We start from the raw sequence: 14252 nt of genomic DNA on the forward strand, positions 1-14252 counted from the left end.
ATGCACCGAATACTGAAAAATATTGTAATACCTGTGAGTCAAGAGATTTTCATTAAGGACCCAATAAGTTCAGCCCTTGGAAAGCGAATTCTTAGTGAAAGCCTTGTTTTAATAGAGTTAAGGGGGATTGAAGCATTTAATTTTAAACTGCTTTCCATTCATGTGGAATGTACAGAAGCTGCGATTTACAGGTATTTTGAAAACAAAAATAAATTGTTGCTTTATTACATCAATTGGTATTGGGGGTGGCTGGAACATAATCTTGTGTATAGCATTTCCAACTTAGAAAGCCCTGCCGAAAAAATTAAAATGGCGATAACCCTTCTCGTGGAGGGTCCCATTTATAAAGAGAATTTTTACCTAAACATTAGTTCACTGAAGAAAGTTGTATTGGAAGAATCGAATAAATCTTTTATGAGTAAAGAGGTGAAGTGCAAAGCGAAAAGTAAATTGCTGCATCAATTTTATGATTTTAGTGAGCGCCTTAAAGATTTGATTTTACTTAATAATCCCGATTATCCTTTTCCAAAAGTATTGGTTTCAACGCTCATTTGGTCAACCATTCTGAATGGATTTAGCCAATTGTATGGTGCAGATTTAATTGAAGAGAATTTTAATGAACAGAATAAAGTGGACTTTTATTACAATTTGGTTTTTAATTCGCTTAAAAGATGAATGAACAAATAATTAATACTCCTCTAAAACGTTTTTTTAGTTTATTGAAGAGTGAAAAGAAAGAGATTTATGCGATCTACTTTTATGCTGTACTCAATGGTTTGGTCTCCTTGTCCTTACCTTTGGGGATTCAGGCAATTCTAAATTTTATTTTGGGAGGAAGGCTTACCACTTCCTGGGTTATTTTAGTAATTGTGGTGGCTCTAGGGGTGGTCTTTGGTGGCTTTTTACAGGTCAGTCAGCTTTACTTATCAGAAAAATTACAACAGAGGGTGTTTAGTAAGTCAGCTATAGAATTTGCCTACAGGTTACCAAGGTTAAAGATGGAAGCCTTAAGAGGCAATTATGCCCCTGAGTTGGTCAATAGGTTTTTTGATACCATTAATTTGCAAAAAGGACTTTCAAAATTACTTATAGACTTTAGCACGGCTTCTCTTCAGGTCTTTTTTGGTTTGGTATTACTGGCCATCTACCACCCATTTTTCATCATTTTCTCTCTGGTCTTGGTTCTTACCATTTATTTGATTTTTAAATTCACCAGTCCAAAAGGAATGAAAACAAGTTTGAAGGAATCCTCCGCAAAGTATGCATTGGCCTATTGGTTAGAGGAGATAGCAAGAACTTTAGAAACATTCAAACTATCAGGATTTTCCTCCCTGCCCTTTAAAAAAGTGGATGAACTTGTAAAGGAGTACGTAAATTTCCGTAATTCCCATTTCGCAGTATTGATTTTCCAGTTTAAGGCCTTGATTGCTTTTAAGGTTCTTATTGTAGTTATATTATTGGTCGCAGGAAGTTTATTACTGTTGAATAATGAGATTAGTATTGGGCAATTTGTGGCGGCAGAAATCATCATTGTACTTATTATTAATTCAGTAGAGAAAATAATCCTTAGTCTGGAAACAGTGTATGATACCCTCACTGCTACTGAAAAACTTGGACTTATCATGGATATGGACTTGGAGCGGACAACGGGCAAGGCCAACGTATTCAATGAAGATTTGTCAGGTTTAGCTTATGGATTTAGGAATCTAAGCCTTCAGTCAAATGATAATAAATACGCCATACTTAACAATATCAATTTGGAGATTAAAGAAGGGGAGAAGATAGTGCTCACCGGTTCTAGTGGAGCAGGGAAAAGTACCTTATTACAAGTAATGGCAGGATTGGTTGAGGATTATCAAGGTAATGTAATTGTCAATAAATTGCCTATGGATACCTTATCCTTGGAGAAACTAAGGTCAATGATAGGTGATAGCTTGTCGAGGCAGTCCATATTTCATGGTACCATAAGGGAAAACATTACGGTAGGAAAAGAAGGGGTGGACGAAACGAAACTGAGAGAAGTGCTAGAGATTGTAGGGCTCAATGATTTTGTTTTCCGGCTAAAAGATGACTTGGAAACTGTTCTTTTGCCGGAAGGTAAAAGCCTTAACAATTCAGTTATTAGTAAAATAATTTTAGCCCGAAGTTTATGTTTTAAACCCAAATTGCTATTACTAGAAGAAGAGCTCAATTATTTGAGCAAAGAAGAATCTGACAGCGTCTTTGATTTTATTTTTTCAGGCCCTTGGACGCTGGTATTGGTCTCAACTAGGGATGTGCTCTTGAAAAAAGCAGACAGGGTTCTAGTAATGGAAGCCGGAGAAATTGCATACTCTGGGGATTATTCCGGATACAAATTTTACCAAAACAACTTGAATAACCGTTAATCTTATGTTAAATATTTCTAGAAATTCGATCAAAGAATTAATTGATCTCAATTCCTTTGAAAGTTATAGGTTGACCATATCAAGTAACCAAAGCAGGAGAAGGATAAGGATTTTATTGTATTTGTTGATGACCGGCTTTGTTTGTCTATTCTTACCCTGGACTCAAAATTTTCGGTCGAAAGGTACTGTTACTGCACTAAAACCTGAACATAGACCTCAGACCATCCATTCTGTGATTCCAGGTAGAATAGAAAAGTGGTATGTTCAAGAAGGAGAATTTGTAGAAAAAGGGGATACCATACTTTATATCTCTGAAGTGAAGGAACAATACATGGATCCTGATTTATTGAACAGGACACAGTTACAGGTAGAAGCCAAGGAATTGTCTGTGAAGTCATATGAGGAAAAAATCAAAGCCCAACAACAACAGCTTTCGGCTTTGGAGCAGAACAACAAACTGAGAAAAGAACAAGGGCAAAACAAACTTAGGCAAGCCCAATTAAAGGTGCTTTCTGATAGTATCATGCTGGAGGCTGAAAAGGTTAATTTTACGGTGGCAGAAAAACAGTACCTTAGGATGGAAAAGCTATATGAGGAAGGCTTGAAATCACTTACTGACCTGGAAACAAGAAAAATAAAACTACAAGAAGCCAACGCAAAAACCTTAAGTGCAGAAAACAAATTGTTGGGTAGTCGAAATGAATTGATTACAGCACAAATTGAATTGAATGCCATTGACAATGATTTTAGAGATAAACTGGCGAAAGTAAATTCGGAAAGATTTTCAGCGCTTTCAGGGCAATACGATGCGGAGGCCGGAGTCAATAAGTTGAAAAACACCCTGACCAATTATACAGTTAGGTCCGGAATGTATTATGTGCTGGCTCCTCAATCCGGATATATAACCAAAGCCATCCAAGTAGGTATTGGAGAGACCATTAAGGAAGGTGCTGAAATTATAAGTATCATGCCTGAAAATTATTCCTTGGCAGTAGAGATATATGTTGACCCCATAGATCTTCCTTTGGTAAAATTAGGAAGTAAAGTACGGTTTATTTTTGATGGCTGGCCGGCTATTGTTTTCTCAGGATGGCCTGAGTTATCCAATGGAACCTTTGGAGGGGCCGTCATCGCAGTAGATAATTTCACCAGTGCCAATAATAAATATAGGGTTTTGGTGGTTCCAGACCCGGATGAAGAACCTTGGCCTCAGGCTTTGAGGATTGGAGCAGGAGCTGATGGAATAGCATTACTAAACGATGTTCCTGTCTGGTATGAGATTTGGCGTCAAATGAATGGTTTTCCACCAGACTATTATACCCTTCAGGAGTCAAAGGAATTGAAAAAACAGACAAAATGAAATATAGCTTAAGTTTACTTGGACTGTTGATGGTTTTGTCCTTGCCTTTAAGCGCACAAGACGATAAGCTTTCTTATGATCAATTCATGGAATGGGTAAAGCAATATCATCCCGTTGCAAAACAAGCTGATTTGTTGTTAGACCTTGGAAAACAAGAAGTGAGAAAAGCGCGTGGAGGATTTGACCCCTATTTATATGGAAGTATTGACGAGAAACAGTACAAAGAAAAAGAATATTACAATAAAGAAGAGGCGGAGCTCATATTGCCTACTATAGCAGGGGTTGAGTTTCAGGGCGTTTTTGAGAAAAATCGAGGTACCTACCTAAATCCTGAACTGAATGTACCTAACAACGGGCTTTATGCCCTGGGAGCATCAATAAATGTTGGAAAAGGCTTGTTGATCGATAAGCGCAGAGCAGCGCTAAAACAAGCCAAAATCTACAATAAAGCTACTCAGGAGGAGAGAAGGCAAAGTCTAAACTTGCTCTACTATGATGCGACGGCCGTTTACTGGAAGTGGGCAGGAGCTTTTGCTGATTTGAAGATCAATGAAGAGGGCTTGCGGGTGGCTAAAGAAAGATTTGAAGCTGTGAAAGGAAGTTTTGAACAAGGAGATCTTCCGGCAATTGATACGGTTGAAGCTTATACTCAGGTATTGAATAGAGAGATTAAACTACAAAAGGCAGGCTATACTTATTATTCAGGCTTGCAGGAATTAAACGTTTATCTCTGGGATGCTGATCAAAACTCCATAGACCTTTCGCCTTTAATAGCCCCTGAACCACTCACAGGAAACAATGCGTTCACATTGGATGAAGACTACATCAATCAGGCTTTATTTAACCATCCTGAGTTACGTATACTGGATTATGACTTGGCTTACTTAAATATTGAGCGCAGATACAAAGCCGAGCAGTTAAAGCCAAAAATTAAATTGAAATATAATTTTTTGACAGAAACACTTGGCGGGTTGGAGCAAGTCGGATTTTATGAAAACAATTATAAGTTTGGTATTCAGGTTTCTACCCCTCTATTGCTGAGAAAAGAGAGGGGAGATCTAGGCTTGACTCGGGTGAAAATCAAGGATGTAAATTATAAAAGGGATTTAAAGCTTGAGCAATTGGGGGCAAAGCTTAGAAAAGTTATTAATGAATACAATGTATTGAACCGCCAATTAAATTTTTTATCTCAAAATATTATAGGCTTAGAAACCTTACTAAGGGGGGAAAGGATGAAATTCGATATGGGGGAAAGCTCATTGTTTTTGATTAATGCCCGAGAAAAAAGTTTGTTTGATTCTCAATTGGTCTATAATAGTGTATATGTGGACTTAATCATTGCCTATTCAAAAATTAGAACTGCAGCTGGCCTGGGATTTGAGGGGCTATAATTATGAAGCAATTTTATGTGTTCCGAGGACTGACATGGCCGTTTAGATACCTGTTTTCTTTATTAAAAAGAAAATTGGGTAAACTTGATGTATTGCGAATTGAAGTTTTTGTGGTGTTAGGAAATGATACACACCTATTTGTTAAAGGCCGTGTGGTTGAAGCCTATAAACAAAGTAGACCTTCTGGCAAGCAAAACGTTTTTCATAATATCCTAGCCACATTAAGAAGGTATGCAGGGAGTAGTGTACCAGAGGCAAAAGTAAAGCTAAGTTTGGGAAAGCTGAATACGATTCTAATTACAGATGAGGAAGGAGTTTTTGAGCGGTACCATGAATTTGAAAATGAAGAAGAAAAAGTGGCGCATGATATTGAACTTTCCTTAATTGAAGAGGATGGGTTGAAAGCTGAAAAGAAGTTTATAGTAAAAAGTGTGCTTAGATTTCATAAAACTTTTCCTCGGGCATTAATTTCAGATATAGATGATACAATCATTATTTCGAAAGCTACAAATATTCAGGAAAAATTTTGGCTTTCGGTTTCCAAGAATGCTTACACCAGACGGCCATTTCCCGGAGTAAGTGAATTCTATCGTTTGCTTTCTTCCAATGGTGTTTACCCTGTGTTTTATGTTTCCAGTAGCGACTGGAATCTTTTTGACTTAATCAAAGATTTTATGAACTACAGAAACATTCCCAAAGGCCCAATATTATTGAAAGATCATCATATGAGTTTGAGAAATATTTGGAAATCCGGGGGAGGCAGCCATGATCACAAAGTAGATAAAATATCATTTTTGATGAACTTTTACCCCAAACTAAACTTTGTTCTTATTGGCGATAGTGGTCAACATGACCCAGAAATTTATGCCGAAATTATCAATAAGTATCCGGAAAGAGTGGAGGCTGTATACATTAGGCAAGTAGGAGAGGTTGATGAAATTAGAGAAAAAGAATTAAATGCCTTACTGCCGGCGAATAGAATAGCATGGGTCAAAAATTCAACTGAAGCCATTGAGCATGCAAAGATTTACCTGGACTTATAGCACTGTAAAGGTAAGATATAAAGCTTTATCGAGGGGTTAAGCAAAAAATAAGCTAAGGAATAAAGAAGGATCAATTTGAAATATATTGCTAATTGTAAGTGTTCTGCTGAAACTAAAAACTACAATAAAGATTTTAACTTTTCGTGAGTTAGCGGTTTTTCTATAAATCCACTTACAAAAGGGAATTCTCTGGATCGTTGCCTATCCTGAAAGTCTATGGAGCTTGAAAGCATGATGATACGATCTTCTCTTCTACTTTCAAGGTCTAAATATTGACCTAAAAAATCCCAACCATTCATAACGGGCATATTAATGTCAACAAGAATCAATAACCTTTTTTCCAATTGTGGATCCCTGAGGTATTCAAGTGCCCTTTCAGCCTCTAAAAATTCAATGGTTTTGGGGGATAGATTTAATTTGTTGATTAACCGTTTATTGATCAGATTATTAATGGGGTCATCATCAATTAAAACAATTAAATCGAATGGATACATTGATATATGAATAAAAACTTTTCTCTCTCTCGTTCTCTTACACCGGAAATTTAACACTATAATTTCACTATTAAAATAAAGTGTGAAATTTTTGACCTCAAAGTACCGTTAAAATTCAAAAATTGATTTAATAAACAACTGATTTCCTATTCCTTAAATTTTTTATAAATTTTTAGTTTTATTTTTAATCTTTATAGCCTTGATTAGAAAAGGTGGTATTCTGATCCTCTTTTAGGTTTTTCTGTATATTCTATAAAATTCAAAACCAGGCCATGCAAGAATAAAAAGTTCAAACAATAGGGCTAAAAAACATATAAAAAAAGGGAAGCACATCTGTGCTTCCCTTTAATAATTTTCAAGAAAATGGGATTACATCATTCCACCCATTCCTCCGCCTCCTCCCATTGGAGGAGCTGCCGGAGCTTCTTCTTTAATATCTGCTACTACACATTCTGTGGTCAATAACAATGCTGCAATAGAAGCGGCATTTTCTAAAGCAAGACGTGTTACTTTAGTAGGGTCTATGACACCTGCTTTTAATAAGTCTTCGTAGCTATCGGTTCTTGCATTGTAACCGAAATCTCCTTTAGAATCTTTGATTTTATTGATAACTACAGAACCTTCTCCACCTGAATTAGAAACAATTGTTCTCAATGGAGATTCAACAGCCTGCTTGATAATGTTGATTCCAGTATCTTCGTCTTCATTAAGACCTTTAAGTTTTTCAAGGGCTACAGAAGCTCTGATGAGTGCTACACCACCCCCAACAACTACACCTTCTTGTACAGCAGCTCTAGTAGCGTGTAAGGCATCATCTACTCTATCTTTTTTCTCTTTCATCTCCACTTCAGTGGCCGCCCCAATATATAGGATAGCAACTCCACCGGATAGCTTAGCTAACCTTTCTTGAAGTTTTTCGCGGTCATAATCAGAAGTAGTTTTTTCAATTTGAGATTTAATCTCATTGATTCTAGCTTCAATTGCTGCCTTTTCACCTGCACCATTAACAACAGTAGTGTTGTCTTTGTCGATGTTTACTTTCTCAGCAGTACCTAGGTAATCAATGGTTACATTCTCTAGTTTATAGCCTCTTTCTTCAGATATTACTGTACCACCGGTAAGGGTAGCAATATCTTCCAACATTGCTTTTCTTCTATCACCGAATCCTGGAGCTTTTACAGCAGCCACTTTAAGTGCACCTCTGATTTTGTTTACTACCAAGGTAGCCAAAGCTTCACCATCTACATCTTCAGCAATGATCAACAATGGCCTTCCTGACTGAGCAACAGGCTCCAATACAGGTAGCAATTCCTTCATTGCAGAAATTTTCTTGTCGTAAATAAGGATATATGGGTTTTCCAATTCAGCCTCCATTTTCTCAGTATTGGTGGTGAAATATGGAGAAAGGTATCCTCTGTCAAATTGCATACCTTCAACAGTTCTTACTTCTGTCTCAGTACCTTTGGCTTCTTCTACAGTGATCACACCATCCTTACCAACTTTTTCCATGGCATCTGCAATCATTTCACCGATTTCAGAGTCATTGTTGGCAGAAATAGTACCTACCTGAGCAATTTCTTTTGAAGTAGAGATTTCTTTAGAGGCAGCTCTTAATTCAGAAACGATTGCTTCTACAGCTTTATCAATACCCCTTTTAAGGTCCATTGGGTTAGCACCCGCAGCTACGTTTTTGATACCTACAGAGAAAATAGACTGTGTCAATACAGTGGCAGTAGTGGTACCGTCACCCGCATCATCAGCTGTTTTAGAAGCTACTTCTTTTACCAATTGAGCTCCCATGTTTTCAATAGCATCTTCCAGCTCAATTTCTTTAGCTACAGTTACACCATCTTTAGTAATGCTTGGTGCACCAAATTTCTTGTCCAAAATTACATTTCTGCCTTTTGGTCCGAGTGTTACTTTAACTGCATCAGCAAGAGCGTCAACTCCTTTTTTTAGACGATCCCTTGCGTCGGTATTGAAAAATAATTCCTTAGCCATTTTTAAAATTTTTTTTAATTTAAATTAATTAAACTTGATTATTAGACCTGTAATTAAAGGATAGCGAAGATGTCCGCTTCTCTCATGATCAAATAATCAGCACCTTCTACAGATAGCTCAGTGCCGGCGTACTTACCATACAAAACAGTGTCGCCAACTTTTACAGTTAATGGCTCATCTTTTTTGCCATTACCTATGGCTACAACTGTACCTTTTTGTGGTTTTTCTTTGGCAGTATCAGGGATATAAAGGCCTGAAGCCGTTTTTTCTTCTGCGGCAGCGGGTTCTACCAAAACCCTATCTGCTAGAGGTTGGATGTTAACTTTAGACATGTGATTTAGTTATTTTTAAAGTTTGATTTCTATAATACAAAAACCTTATTTACACTTTCTGTGCCAATCATGTTTTTTAATTTATTACTGACATAAAGTCTTGATTAAGCTTCAATAATGTCAGGCCGGTCCTTTTATGAATTTTGCATTCCTGTCAGTTTTGCTGATGATAATTGCGATTCCTGACATATTTACGTATTTTATCTATGAAAATTTAATGAGCTAAAATATGAGAAACTTATCAGACAACTGGATAGCTGAAGGCTTGATTGATTTTGAGTACAAAAAATATTTGCTTTTGGCTTATCTCAAAGAAGTTGAACATGAATTTAAGTCAGTAAAACTTTACCCTCCTCTCACAGAGTTGATTTCTCATTACCATAAACTTAAACATTTTGATACGAACAAAAACCATATCAATTCAAAATTTCCTAAAGAAATTCAATCCTTTGATCTGAAAAAAGTATCCATAAACTATAAGAGTAAAACTGAGGATGATGAAACCATGAAAGAGTTGGTAAGTATAATTAGCTATGCCCTTCCTCAAATAAAAAAGCATATCGAAGAGGGGAAAAGTATTTATGATTTTATTGAAAATCAGTTGGAGATAGAACCTGTAGGGCTATCTGCTCTTTATCAGAAAGAAGGTTATGCACTGGTCTCTAATGGTTACTCTAAAGAGATTTTGGTCTATCGATATAAAATTGATTTGTTTCAAAACAACTTGGACAAATACAGAGGTATTGCTCTCAAGTTTATCGCTTCCATTAAAAAAAGCATCACAAAAACCTGCCATCAAATCAAACTGGATTTGATCAAAAATTTCAAAGACTTGCCAAATCCATCCACTTGGCGTATTGTGTCAAAGAATGCTATTCCTCTAGAGCAAAGTTTACTGCCTATAAGCAAGCGCTTGCTCCTTAAGCATGTTGAAATTGAATAAAAAAAGGGAAGACTAGTCTTCCCTTTTTTATTCAAGCAATGATTTATTCTTTTAGTCTTCCTTTTTCAATAGTGAATTCTCATTTGAGACCAATATTGGTGTAGGGCTGCTTTTTGCGGCGCTTTTAGCTTCTGCTTTTTCTTTGAAGCCCTCTTTTTCTGCTTGTTCCCTCAACTCTCTGTTTTTTATCACCTCATCACCAGGTTTACCAAACAAGATCTGGTAGACTTCCTTAGAGTCCTTTGCCTTACGGATGTCTTTCACTATGTCCACCCATTCATGAAATACCAAATAAACAGGATTGTATGAAGTAACTGGTTTGGTGATTCCATAAGTAGGTCTTTCTTTCTCCTCCATAAAAGTTCCGAAAATTCTGTCCCATATGATAAAAGTGGAGCCATAATTTTTATCTAAATAATGCTCATCACTTCCGTGGTGAACCCTATGGTGGGAAGGTGTTACAAAGAAGTATTCAATTGGTTTAGGAAGCTTTTTGATATACTCAGTATGAATCCAGAATTGATACAAAACAGCCACTTGATGACAGATGAAGAAAACGAATGGATTGAAACCCATCAGCATTACAGGTACAAAGAAAATAATTTTAATATGTTGTGTCCAACCTAAACGGAAGGATACAGAGAAATTATATTTTGCAGAATTATGGTGTGTAATGTGTGTAGCCCACCAGAAACGTTGCTCATGAGTGACCCTGTGCGCCCAATACCTCGCCAAGTCTATGGCAAAGAAACAAAAGATAAAAGACCACCAAGTGGCAGGGATTTTCCATGGTACAATATTCCAACAGAACAAAGCAACCCCAAAGGTGAAGGCTTTGATCAATGCACTAATTCCTACATTCACCAGTCCAATAGTGGAGGCTGCCAAGAAATCTTTTTTATCGTATGTGTCCTTTTTTTGATATAAGCTGATGCCCCATTCTATAAAAACCAATAAAAACATCACAGGAGCGGCCCATAAAATGACATTAGGCCATTTATCAGCGCCTAAATCTTCCAGACTTAAATGATTTTCAAACATAAATATAAACTTTGAGTTGTTTTTTTAGGATTTTAAAATGTCAATTTAATCATATTCCCGCTCATCTTCAATTTTTGCATCCTTAAATAATATTAAAATTTTAAATAAAAAAGGCCTGTTGATTTCAACAGGCCTTAGAATTTCGGTAAGCGGAATAACTTATTCTTCAGTATCGGGGCTTGTTTCTTCTGAAGCATCTTCTTCATTTCCTTCAGCAGGCAAAATGGACTGGTCGTCAAAAGACGGAGTAAGAATTTGCTTTTGGGCATTCTCTACATTTGGAGAAGAAAACCCTGATGAGCTACTGCTCTCATGAAAGGCCGAAGAACCCAATGATAAGGCCAATATTGCAACGGCTAAAACCCATGTAGCTTTTTCTAAAATATTCCCTGTTTTGGTGACACCCATAATTTGTGAGGCACTTCCACCAAAAGCTGCTCCGGCACCTCCCTTAGAATTTTGACCTAAAATGACCAAAATCAATAAAACGGCCAAAACGATGATGATACTTATGATTACTGTAAACATGCTAGTTATATTATATTATTCTCTTAACTTCTCAATTTGGTCTGCAAAGTAAGCCCTTTTCTTTGGAAAGTTCAATATTAATTTTTGATATATTTCCACAGCTTCATTTTTTTTATTTTGCTTGACCAATAATTTGGCATAGGACTCTGAAAGCATTCTGTGATTTAAATGAGTACTTTGTTCAGACAAGTCAGGCAATGCTACAGACTCATCCAATTTATCTTTGCTTAGCCGAATAGGTTTCTCCTTGAAATCATCAATTAATTTTTGCTGGGCTTTTTTGTTTTTCTTGGCTGAAGGTTTTTTTCTTTTTTTCTTGCTTTCAGTGACGGGATCTTTTTTATCAGCTTTTTTTTCTAGGTCCTCCTCCTTTTTTTTTACATGCGATTGATTTTGCTCATTGGATGGTGGAGCTGTTTTTTTTATTTTTTTTAAATTTTCCTCCAAGCGCCTCAATATTTCATCCCTTTTTGGTCTGGAAGTATTGTCCGTAACAGTTTCTTGTTTTTGTGTAGTTGTTTTTTCGGGTATGGGCGGAGCAATGGTTGATACTATTTCCTTTGTTTCATCCCTGTTAGCAAGTGCTTCCGGAGGCGTAATGGGTTCGTTTTGGACAATTGGAGAGGAGCCCGTTAGGAGGCTTTTTAATCTTTTCCTATCCGGACTAACCACTGCGGCCCAGTGAAGTAGGGTTTTAGAGGCTCCTGAAGCCTTGTCCCATTCGTATTTAGCTGCAATTATTTTTGGCGCCAAAAAGTAGGGGTACTTCTCTTGAAGTTTCAATGCATTTTTTAAATCTGCATTTTCAAGGTCATTGGCCTTACTTACTAAGTCTAAAAATCCCTGAGCGTTCACGACGTTTCTTTTTAAGTGTAGATGTTAAATTTAACAAATTTTACCAATTGGCCACAGTGGAAGTGAAAATATCCTGTATGATACCCTCAAAAATAGTTTCCACCAATTCCGATTCTACCTCGAGGAGTGTAGTGTTGCTTGGGTTGTAGTCTTGGAAATAAGAAAAGGTTTTTTTCGTATTTTCTTCTTCGTTTTTAGTATTGATGAATTCTACTTCCACCCTAATGGTAACCCGCATCTGACCGGCCCTATCAGGCTGATTGGCATTGGTGCTGGAAACTGTGGCTTGTGGGCTAATGGTATATCCGGTAATAGCCCCTGAAAATTGTAGGTCACCACTGTTTTGAATCAATTCCAGTTGTGTATTTCTTTGGAAATAATCCTTCAGGTCTTCCGTAAACAATTGCCCCATGTTCGCAGGCCCTCCTCCTGAATCATTAAAGAAATTTGCGACAGAGAAAGTATTCGTCACATTGTAATCCAGCGTGGTACCCGTAAAACTGTACTCAACTTTGCAGGCTGAAAATAAGACCGTAAAACTAAAAAAGTATAAGCAGATTTTATTGAATGTCATATTGTTTGATCTTCCGATAAAGTGTCCTTTCAGAGATTCCCAAATCCATCGCTGCATATTTTCTTTTGTTATGGTGTTTTTTTAGAGCTTTGGTAATCAATTCTTTTTCTTTTTTCTCTAAAGAAAGTGAATGGTCGTCCTCCTCATGTATGATGTCTTCAATGATGTCCTCTTGGTAGTTTTTTCTGCCAATTTCTGCTTCGTCTTTTATTTCTTTTTTCGCTCCTAAAGTCTCCAAAACTAGCGGAAGATTCTTAGATGGTTTGTTGCTCTCTTCGTACTGGTTTGAGGATTCCATGTCATCAAAAAGATTTTGATGCTTTTTCATGATGTTTTGATCCAAGCCCCCGGAATGATAGGATTCTAAAATTAATTTTTTTAAATCCGTCATGTCTTTTTTCATGTCAAAAAGAACCTTGTACAAAATCTCACGCTCAGAAAAATCAGAAAAAGCTTCTTTTTGATCATTATTCCCCTGAATGGAGGCAGGCAAGCTGCTTTTTTCCTTGGGTAGATACTTGATTAATGTTTCTGCATCAACTTCTCTTTCCTGTTCCAATAACGAAATTTGCTCTGCTAAATTTTTCAGTTGTCGGATATTTCCCGGAAAAGGGAAGGTTAATAATATATCCCTGGCATCCTGGGTAAGGGTGATGGGCCTTACCAAATACTTTTCAGAAAAATCTGTAGAAAACTTCCTAAACAATAATGCGATATCATCTCCTCTTTGCCTCAAAGGGGGAACAAAAATTGGGACAGTGTTTAAGCGGTAATACAAGTCTTCCCTAAATTTCCCTTTTTCTACAGCATTTATGAGGTTGACATTCGTGGCTGCAATAACGCGGACATCTGTCTTTAAAACTTTGGATGAACCGACTTTAATAAACTCCCCGTTTTCCAAAACACGCAATAGACGGGCTTGAGTTCCAAGAGGCATTTCACCGATTTCATCTAAAAATATGGAACCCCCATCAGTGACCTCAAAATAGCCTTTCCTGGCCTCGTGAGCACCGGTAAAGGAGCCTTTTTCATGCCCGAATAATTCGGAATCAATTGTTCCTTCAGGTATGGCCCCACAGTTAATAGCTATAAATTTCCCATGTTTTCGTTTGCTCAGTGCATGAATGATTTTAGAAAAAGATTCCTTACCACTACCACTTTCTCCGGTGACCAATACAGTCATTTCCGTAGGCGCAGCTTGCATGGCTACCTGAATGGCATGATTTAATAATGGACTATTTCCAATTATCCCAAACCTTTGTTTGATACTCAATATTTCCGAAGCACTGATAGAGATCATGGT

Annotated in this window: 14 protein-coding genes; 6 read left to right on the plus strand and 8 right to left on the minus strand. The window is 37.0% G+C overall.

Annotated features, from left to right (window positions below):
- From ACYVHJ_RS00850 to ACYVHJ_RS00870, 5 genes are read left to right on the plus strand one after another with little or no spacing between them, the layout of a single operon-like run.
- Entirely contained in the window at positions 1 to 675 is a 675-nt protein-coding gene (locus ACYVHJ_RS00850; RefSeq protein ID WP_460511702.1) for a TetR/AcrR family transcriptional regulator, read from the plus strand.
- On the plus strand, positions 672 to 2387 hold the full coding sequence (locus tag ACYVHJ_RS00855; protein ID WP_460511704.1) for a peptidase domain-containing ABC transporter: 1716 nt from the start codon (positions 672 to 674) through the stop codon (positions 2385 to 2387). The genes ACYVHJ_RS00850 and ACYVHJ_RS00855 overlap by 4 nt, the downstream gene beginning before the upstream one ends.
- A 4-nt stretch (positions 2388 to 2391) precedes the next feature.
- A complete protein-coding gene (locus tag ACYVHJ_RS00860) occupies positions 2392 to 3747 on the plus strand; it encodes an HlyD family secretion protein (RefSeq protein WP_339902803.1) in 1356 nt (451 codons plus the stop codon).
- Positions 3744 to 5138, plus strand: a complete 1395-nt coding sequence (locus ACYVHJ_RS00865; protein ID WP_460511707.1) for a TolC family protein — start codon at positions 3744 to 3746, stop codon at positions 5136 to 5138. The genes ACYVHJ_RS00860 and ACYVHJ_RS00865 overlap by 4 nt, the downstream gene beginning before the upstream one ends.
- Before the next feature lie 2 nt (positions 5139 to 5140).
- Positions 5141 to 6181 (plus strand): phosphatase domain-containing protein, encoded by a 1041-nt coding sequence (locus tag ACYVHJ_RS00870; protein WP_339901823.1) that lies wholly within the window; start codon positions 5141 to 5143, stop codon positions 6179 to 6181.
- Positions 6182 to 6300: 119 nt separating this feature from the next.
- Here ACYVHJ_RS00870 and ACYVHJ_RS00875 read toward each other — a convergent pair whose 3' ends face one another.
- From ACYVHJ_RS00875 to ACYVHJ_RS00885, 3 genes are all read right to left on the minus strand, one after another.
- Positions 6301 to 6675, minus strand: a complete 375-nt coding sequence (locus tag ACYVHJ_RS00875) for a response regulator (protein WP_460511709.1) — start codon at positions 6673 to 6675, stop codon at positions 6301 to 6303.
- 369 nt (positions 6676 to 7044) lie between these two features.
- Positions 7045 to 8676 carry a chaperonin GroEL gene (groL, locus tag ACYVHJ_RS00880; protein WP_339901825.1) on the minus strand — a complete coding sequence of 544 codons (1632 nt, stop codon included), beginning with the start codon at positions 8674 to 8676 and terminating at the stop codon, positions 7045 to 7047.
- 53 nt (positions 8677 to 8729) lie between these two features.
- Positions 8730 to 9008: a co-chaperone GroES gene (locus tag ACYVHJ_RS00885; RefSeq protein ID WP_073095107.1), complete on the minus strand. Its 279-nt coding sequence runs from the start codon at positions 9006 to 9008 to the stop codon at positions 8730 to 8732.
- Between the two features lie 229 nt (positions 9009 to 9237).
- Between ACYVHJ_RS00885 and ACYVHJ_RS00890 the strand changes: the two genes are divergently transcribed.
- Entirely contained in the window at positions 9238 to 9951 is a 714-nt protein-coding gene (locus tag ACYVHJ_RS00890) for a hypothetical protein (protein WP_339901826.1), read from the plus strand.
- A 51-nt stretch (positions 9952 to 10002) separates the two neighbouring features.
- On the opposite strand, the gene ACYVHJ_RS00895 is transcribed toward ACYVHJ_RS00890, so the two are convergent.
- The 5 genes from ACYVHJ_RS00895 to ACYVHJ_RS00915 form a co-directional block, all read right to left on the minus strand.
- Positions 10003 to 10992 (minus strand): sterol desaturase family protein, encoded by a 990-nt coding sequence (locus ACYVHJ_RS00895; RefSeq protein ID WP_339901827.1) that lies wholly within the window; start codon positions 10990 to 10992, stop codon positions 10003 to 10005.
- A 159-nt stretch (positions 10993 to 11151) separates the two neighbouring features.
- Positions 11152 to 11520 (minus strand): preprotein translocase subunit SecG, encoded by a 369-nt coding sequence (gene secG / locus ACYVHJ_RS00900; RefSeq protein WP_460511713.1) that lies wholly within the window; start codon positions 11518 to 11520, stop codon positions 11152 to 11154.
- A gap of 15 nt (positions 11521 to 11535) precedes the next feature.
- Complete coding sequence (locus ACYVHJ_RS00905) at positions 11536 to 12375, minus strand: hypothetical protein (protein WP_460511715.1); 840 nt, start codon at positions 12373 to 12375, stop codon at positions 11536 to 11538.
- A gap of 40 nt (positions 12376 to 12415) precedes the next feature.
- Complete coding sequence (locus ACYVHJ_RS00910) at positions 12416 to 12949, minus strand: LptE family protein (RefSeq protein ID WP_339901829.1); 534 nt, start codon at positions 12947 to 12949, stop codon at positions 12416 to 12418.
- Entirely contained in the window at positions 12936 to 14249 is a 1314-nt protein-coding gene (locus tag ACYVHJ_RS00915) for a sigma-54 interaction domain-containing protein (protein WP_339901830.1), read from the minus strand. The genes ACYVHJ_RS00910 and ACYVHJ_RS00915 overlap by 14 nt, the downstream gene beginning before the upstream one ends.
- Between the last annotated feature and the right edge of the window lie 3 nt (positions 14250 to 14252).

The organism is Cyclobacterium sediminis (assembly GCF_054781075.1).

Excerpts from the sequence above, each read along its gene's own strand:
- ACYVHJ_RS00855 (WP_460511704.1), top strand. The coding sequence starts at position 672 with ATGAATGAACAAATAATTAATACTCCTCTAAAACGTTTTTTTAGTTTA.
- ACYVHJ_RS00875 (WP_460511709.1), bottom strand. The coding sequence starts at position 6,675 with ATGTATCCATTCGATTTAATTGTTTTAATTGATGATGACCCCATTAAT.
- secG (WP_460511713.1), bottom strand. The coding sequence starts at position 11,520 with ATGTTTACAGTAATCATAAGTATCATCATCGTTTTGGCCGTTTTATTG.
- groL (WP_339901825.1), bottom strand. The coding sequence starts at position 8,676 with ATGGCTAAGGAATTATTTTTCAATACCGACGCAAGGGATCGTCTAAAA.
- ACYVHJ_RS00870 (WP_339901823.1), top strand. The coding sequence starts at position 5,141 with ATGAAGCAATTTTATGTGTTCCGAGGACTGACATGGCCGTTTAGATAC.
- ACYVHJ_RS00895 (WP_339901827.1), bottom strand. The coding sequence starts at position 10,992 with ATGTTTGAAAATCATTTAAGTCTGGAAGATTTAGGCGCTGATAAATGG.
- ACYVHJ_RS00885 (WP_073095107.1), bottom strand. The coding sequence starts at position 9,008 with ATGTCTAAAGTTAACATCCAACCTCTAGCAGATAGGGTTTTGGTAGAA.
- ACYVHJ_RS00910 (WP_339901829.1), bottom strand. The coding sequence starts at position 12,949 with ATGACATTCAATAAAATCTGCTTATACTTTTTTAGTTTTACGGTCTTA.
- ACYVHJ_RS00890 (WP_339901826.1), top strand. The coding sequence starts at position 9,238 with ATGAGAAACTTATCAGACAACTGGATAGCTGAAGGCTTGATTGATTTT.
- ACYVHJ_RS00850 (WP_460511702.1), top strand. The coding sequence starts at position 1 with ATGCACCGAATACTGAAAAATATTGTAATACCTGTGAGTCAAGAGATT.
- ACYVHJ_RS00865 (WP_460511707.1), top strand. The coding sequence starts at position 3,744 with ATGAAATATAGCTTAAGTTTACTTGGACTGTTGATGGTTTTGTCCTTG.
- ACYVHJ_RS00860 (WP_339902803.1), top strand. The coding sequence starts at position 2,392 with ATGTTAAATATTTCTAGAAATTCGATCAAAGAATTAATTGATCTCAAT.
- ACYVHJ_RS00915 (WP_339901830.1), bottom strand. The coding sequence starts at position 14,249 with ATGATCTCTATCAGTGCTTCGGAAATATTGAGTATCAAACAAAGGTTT.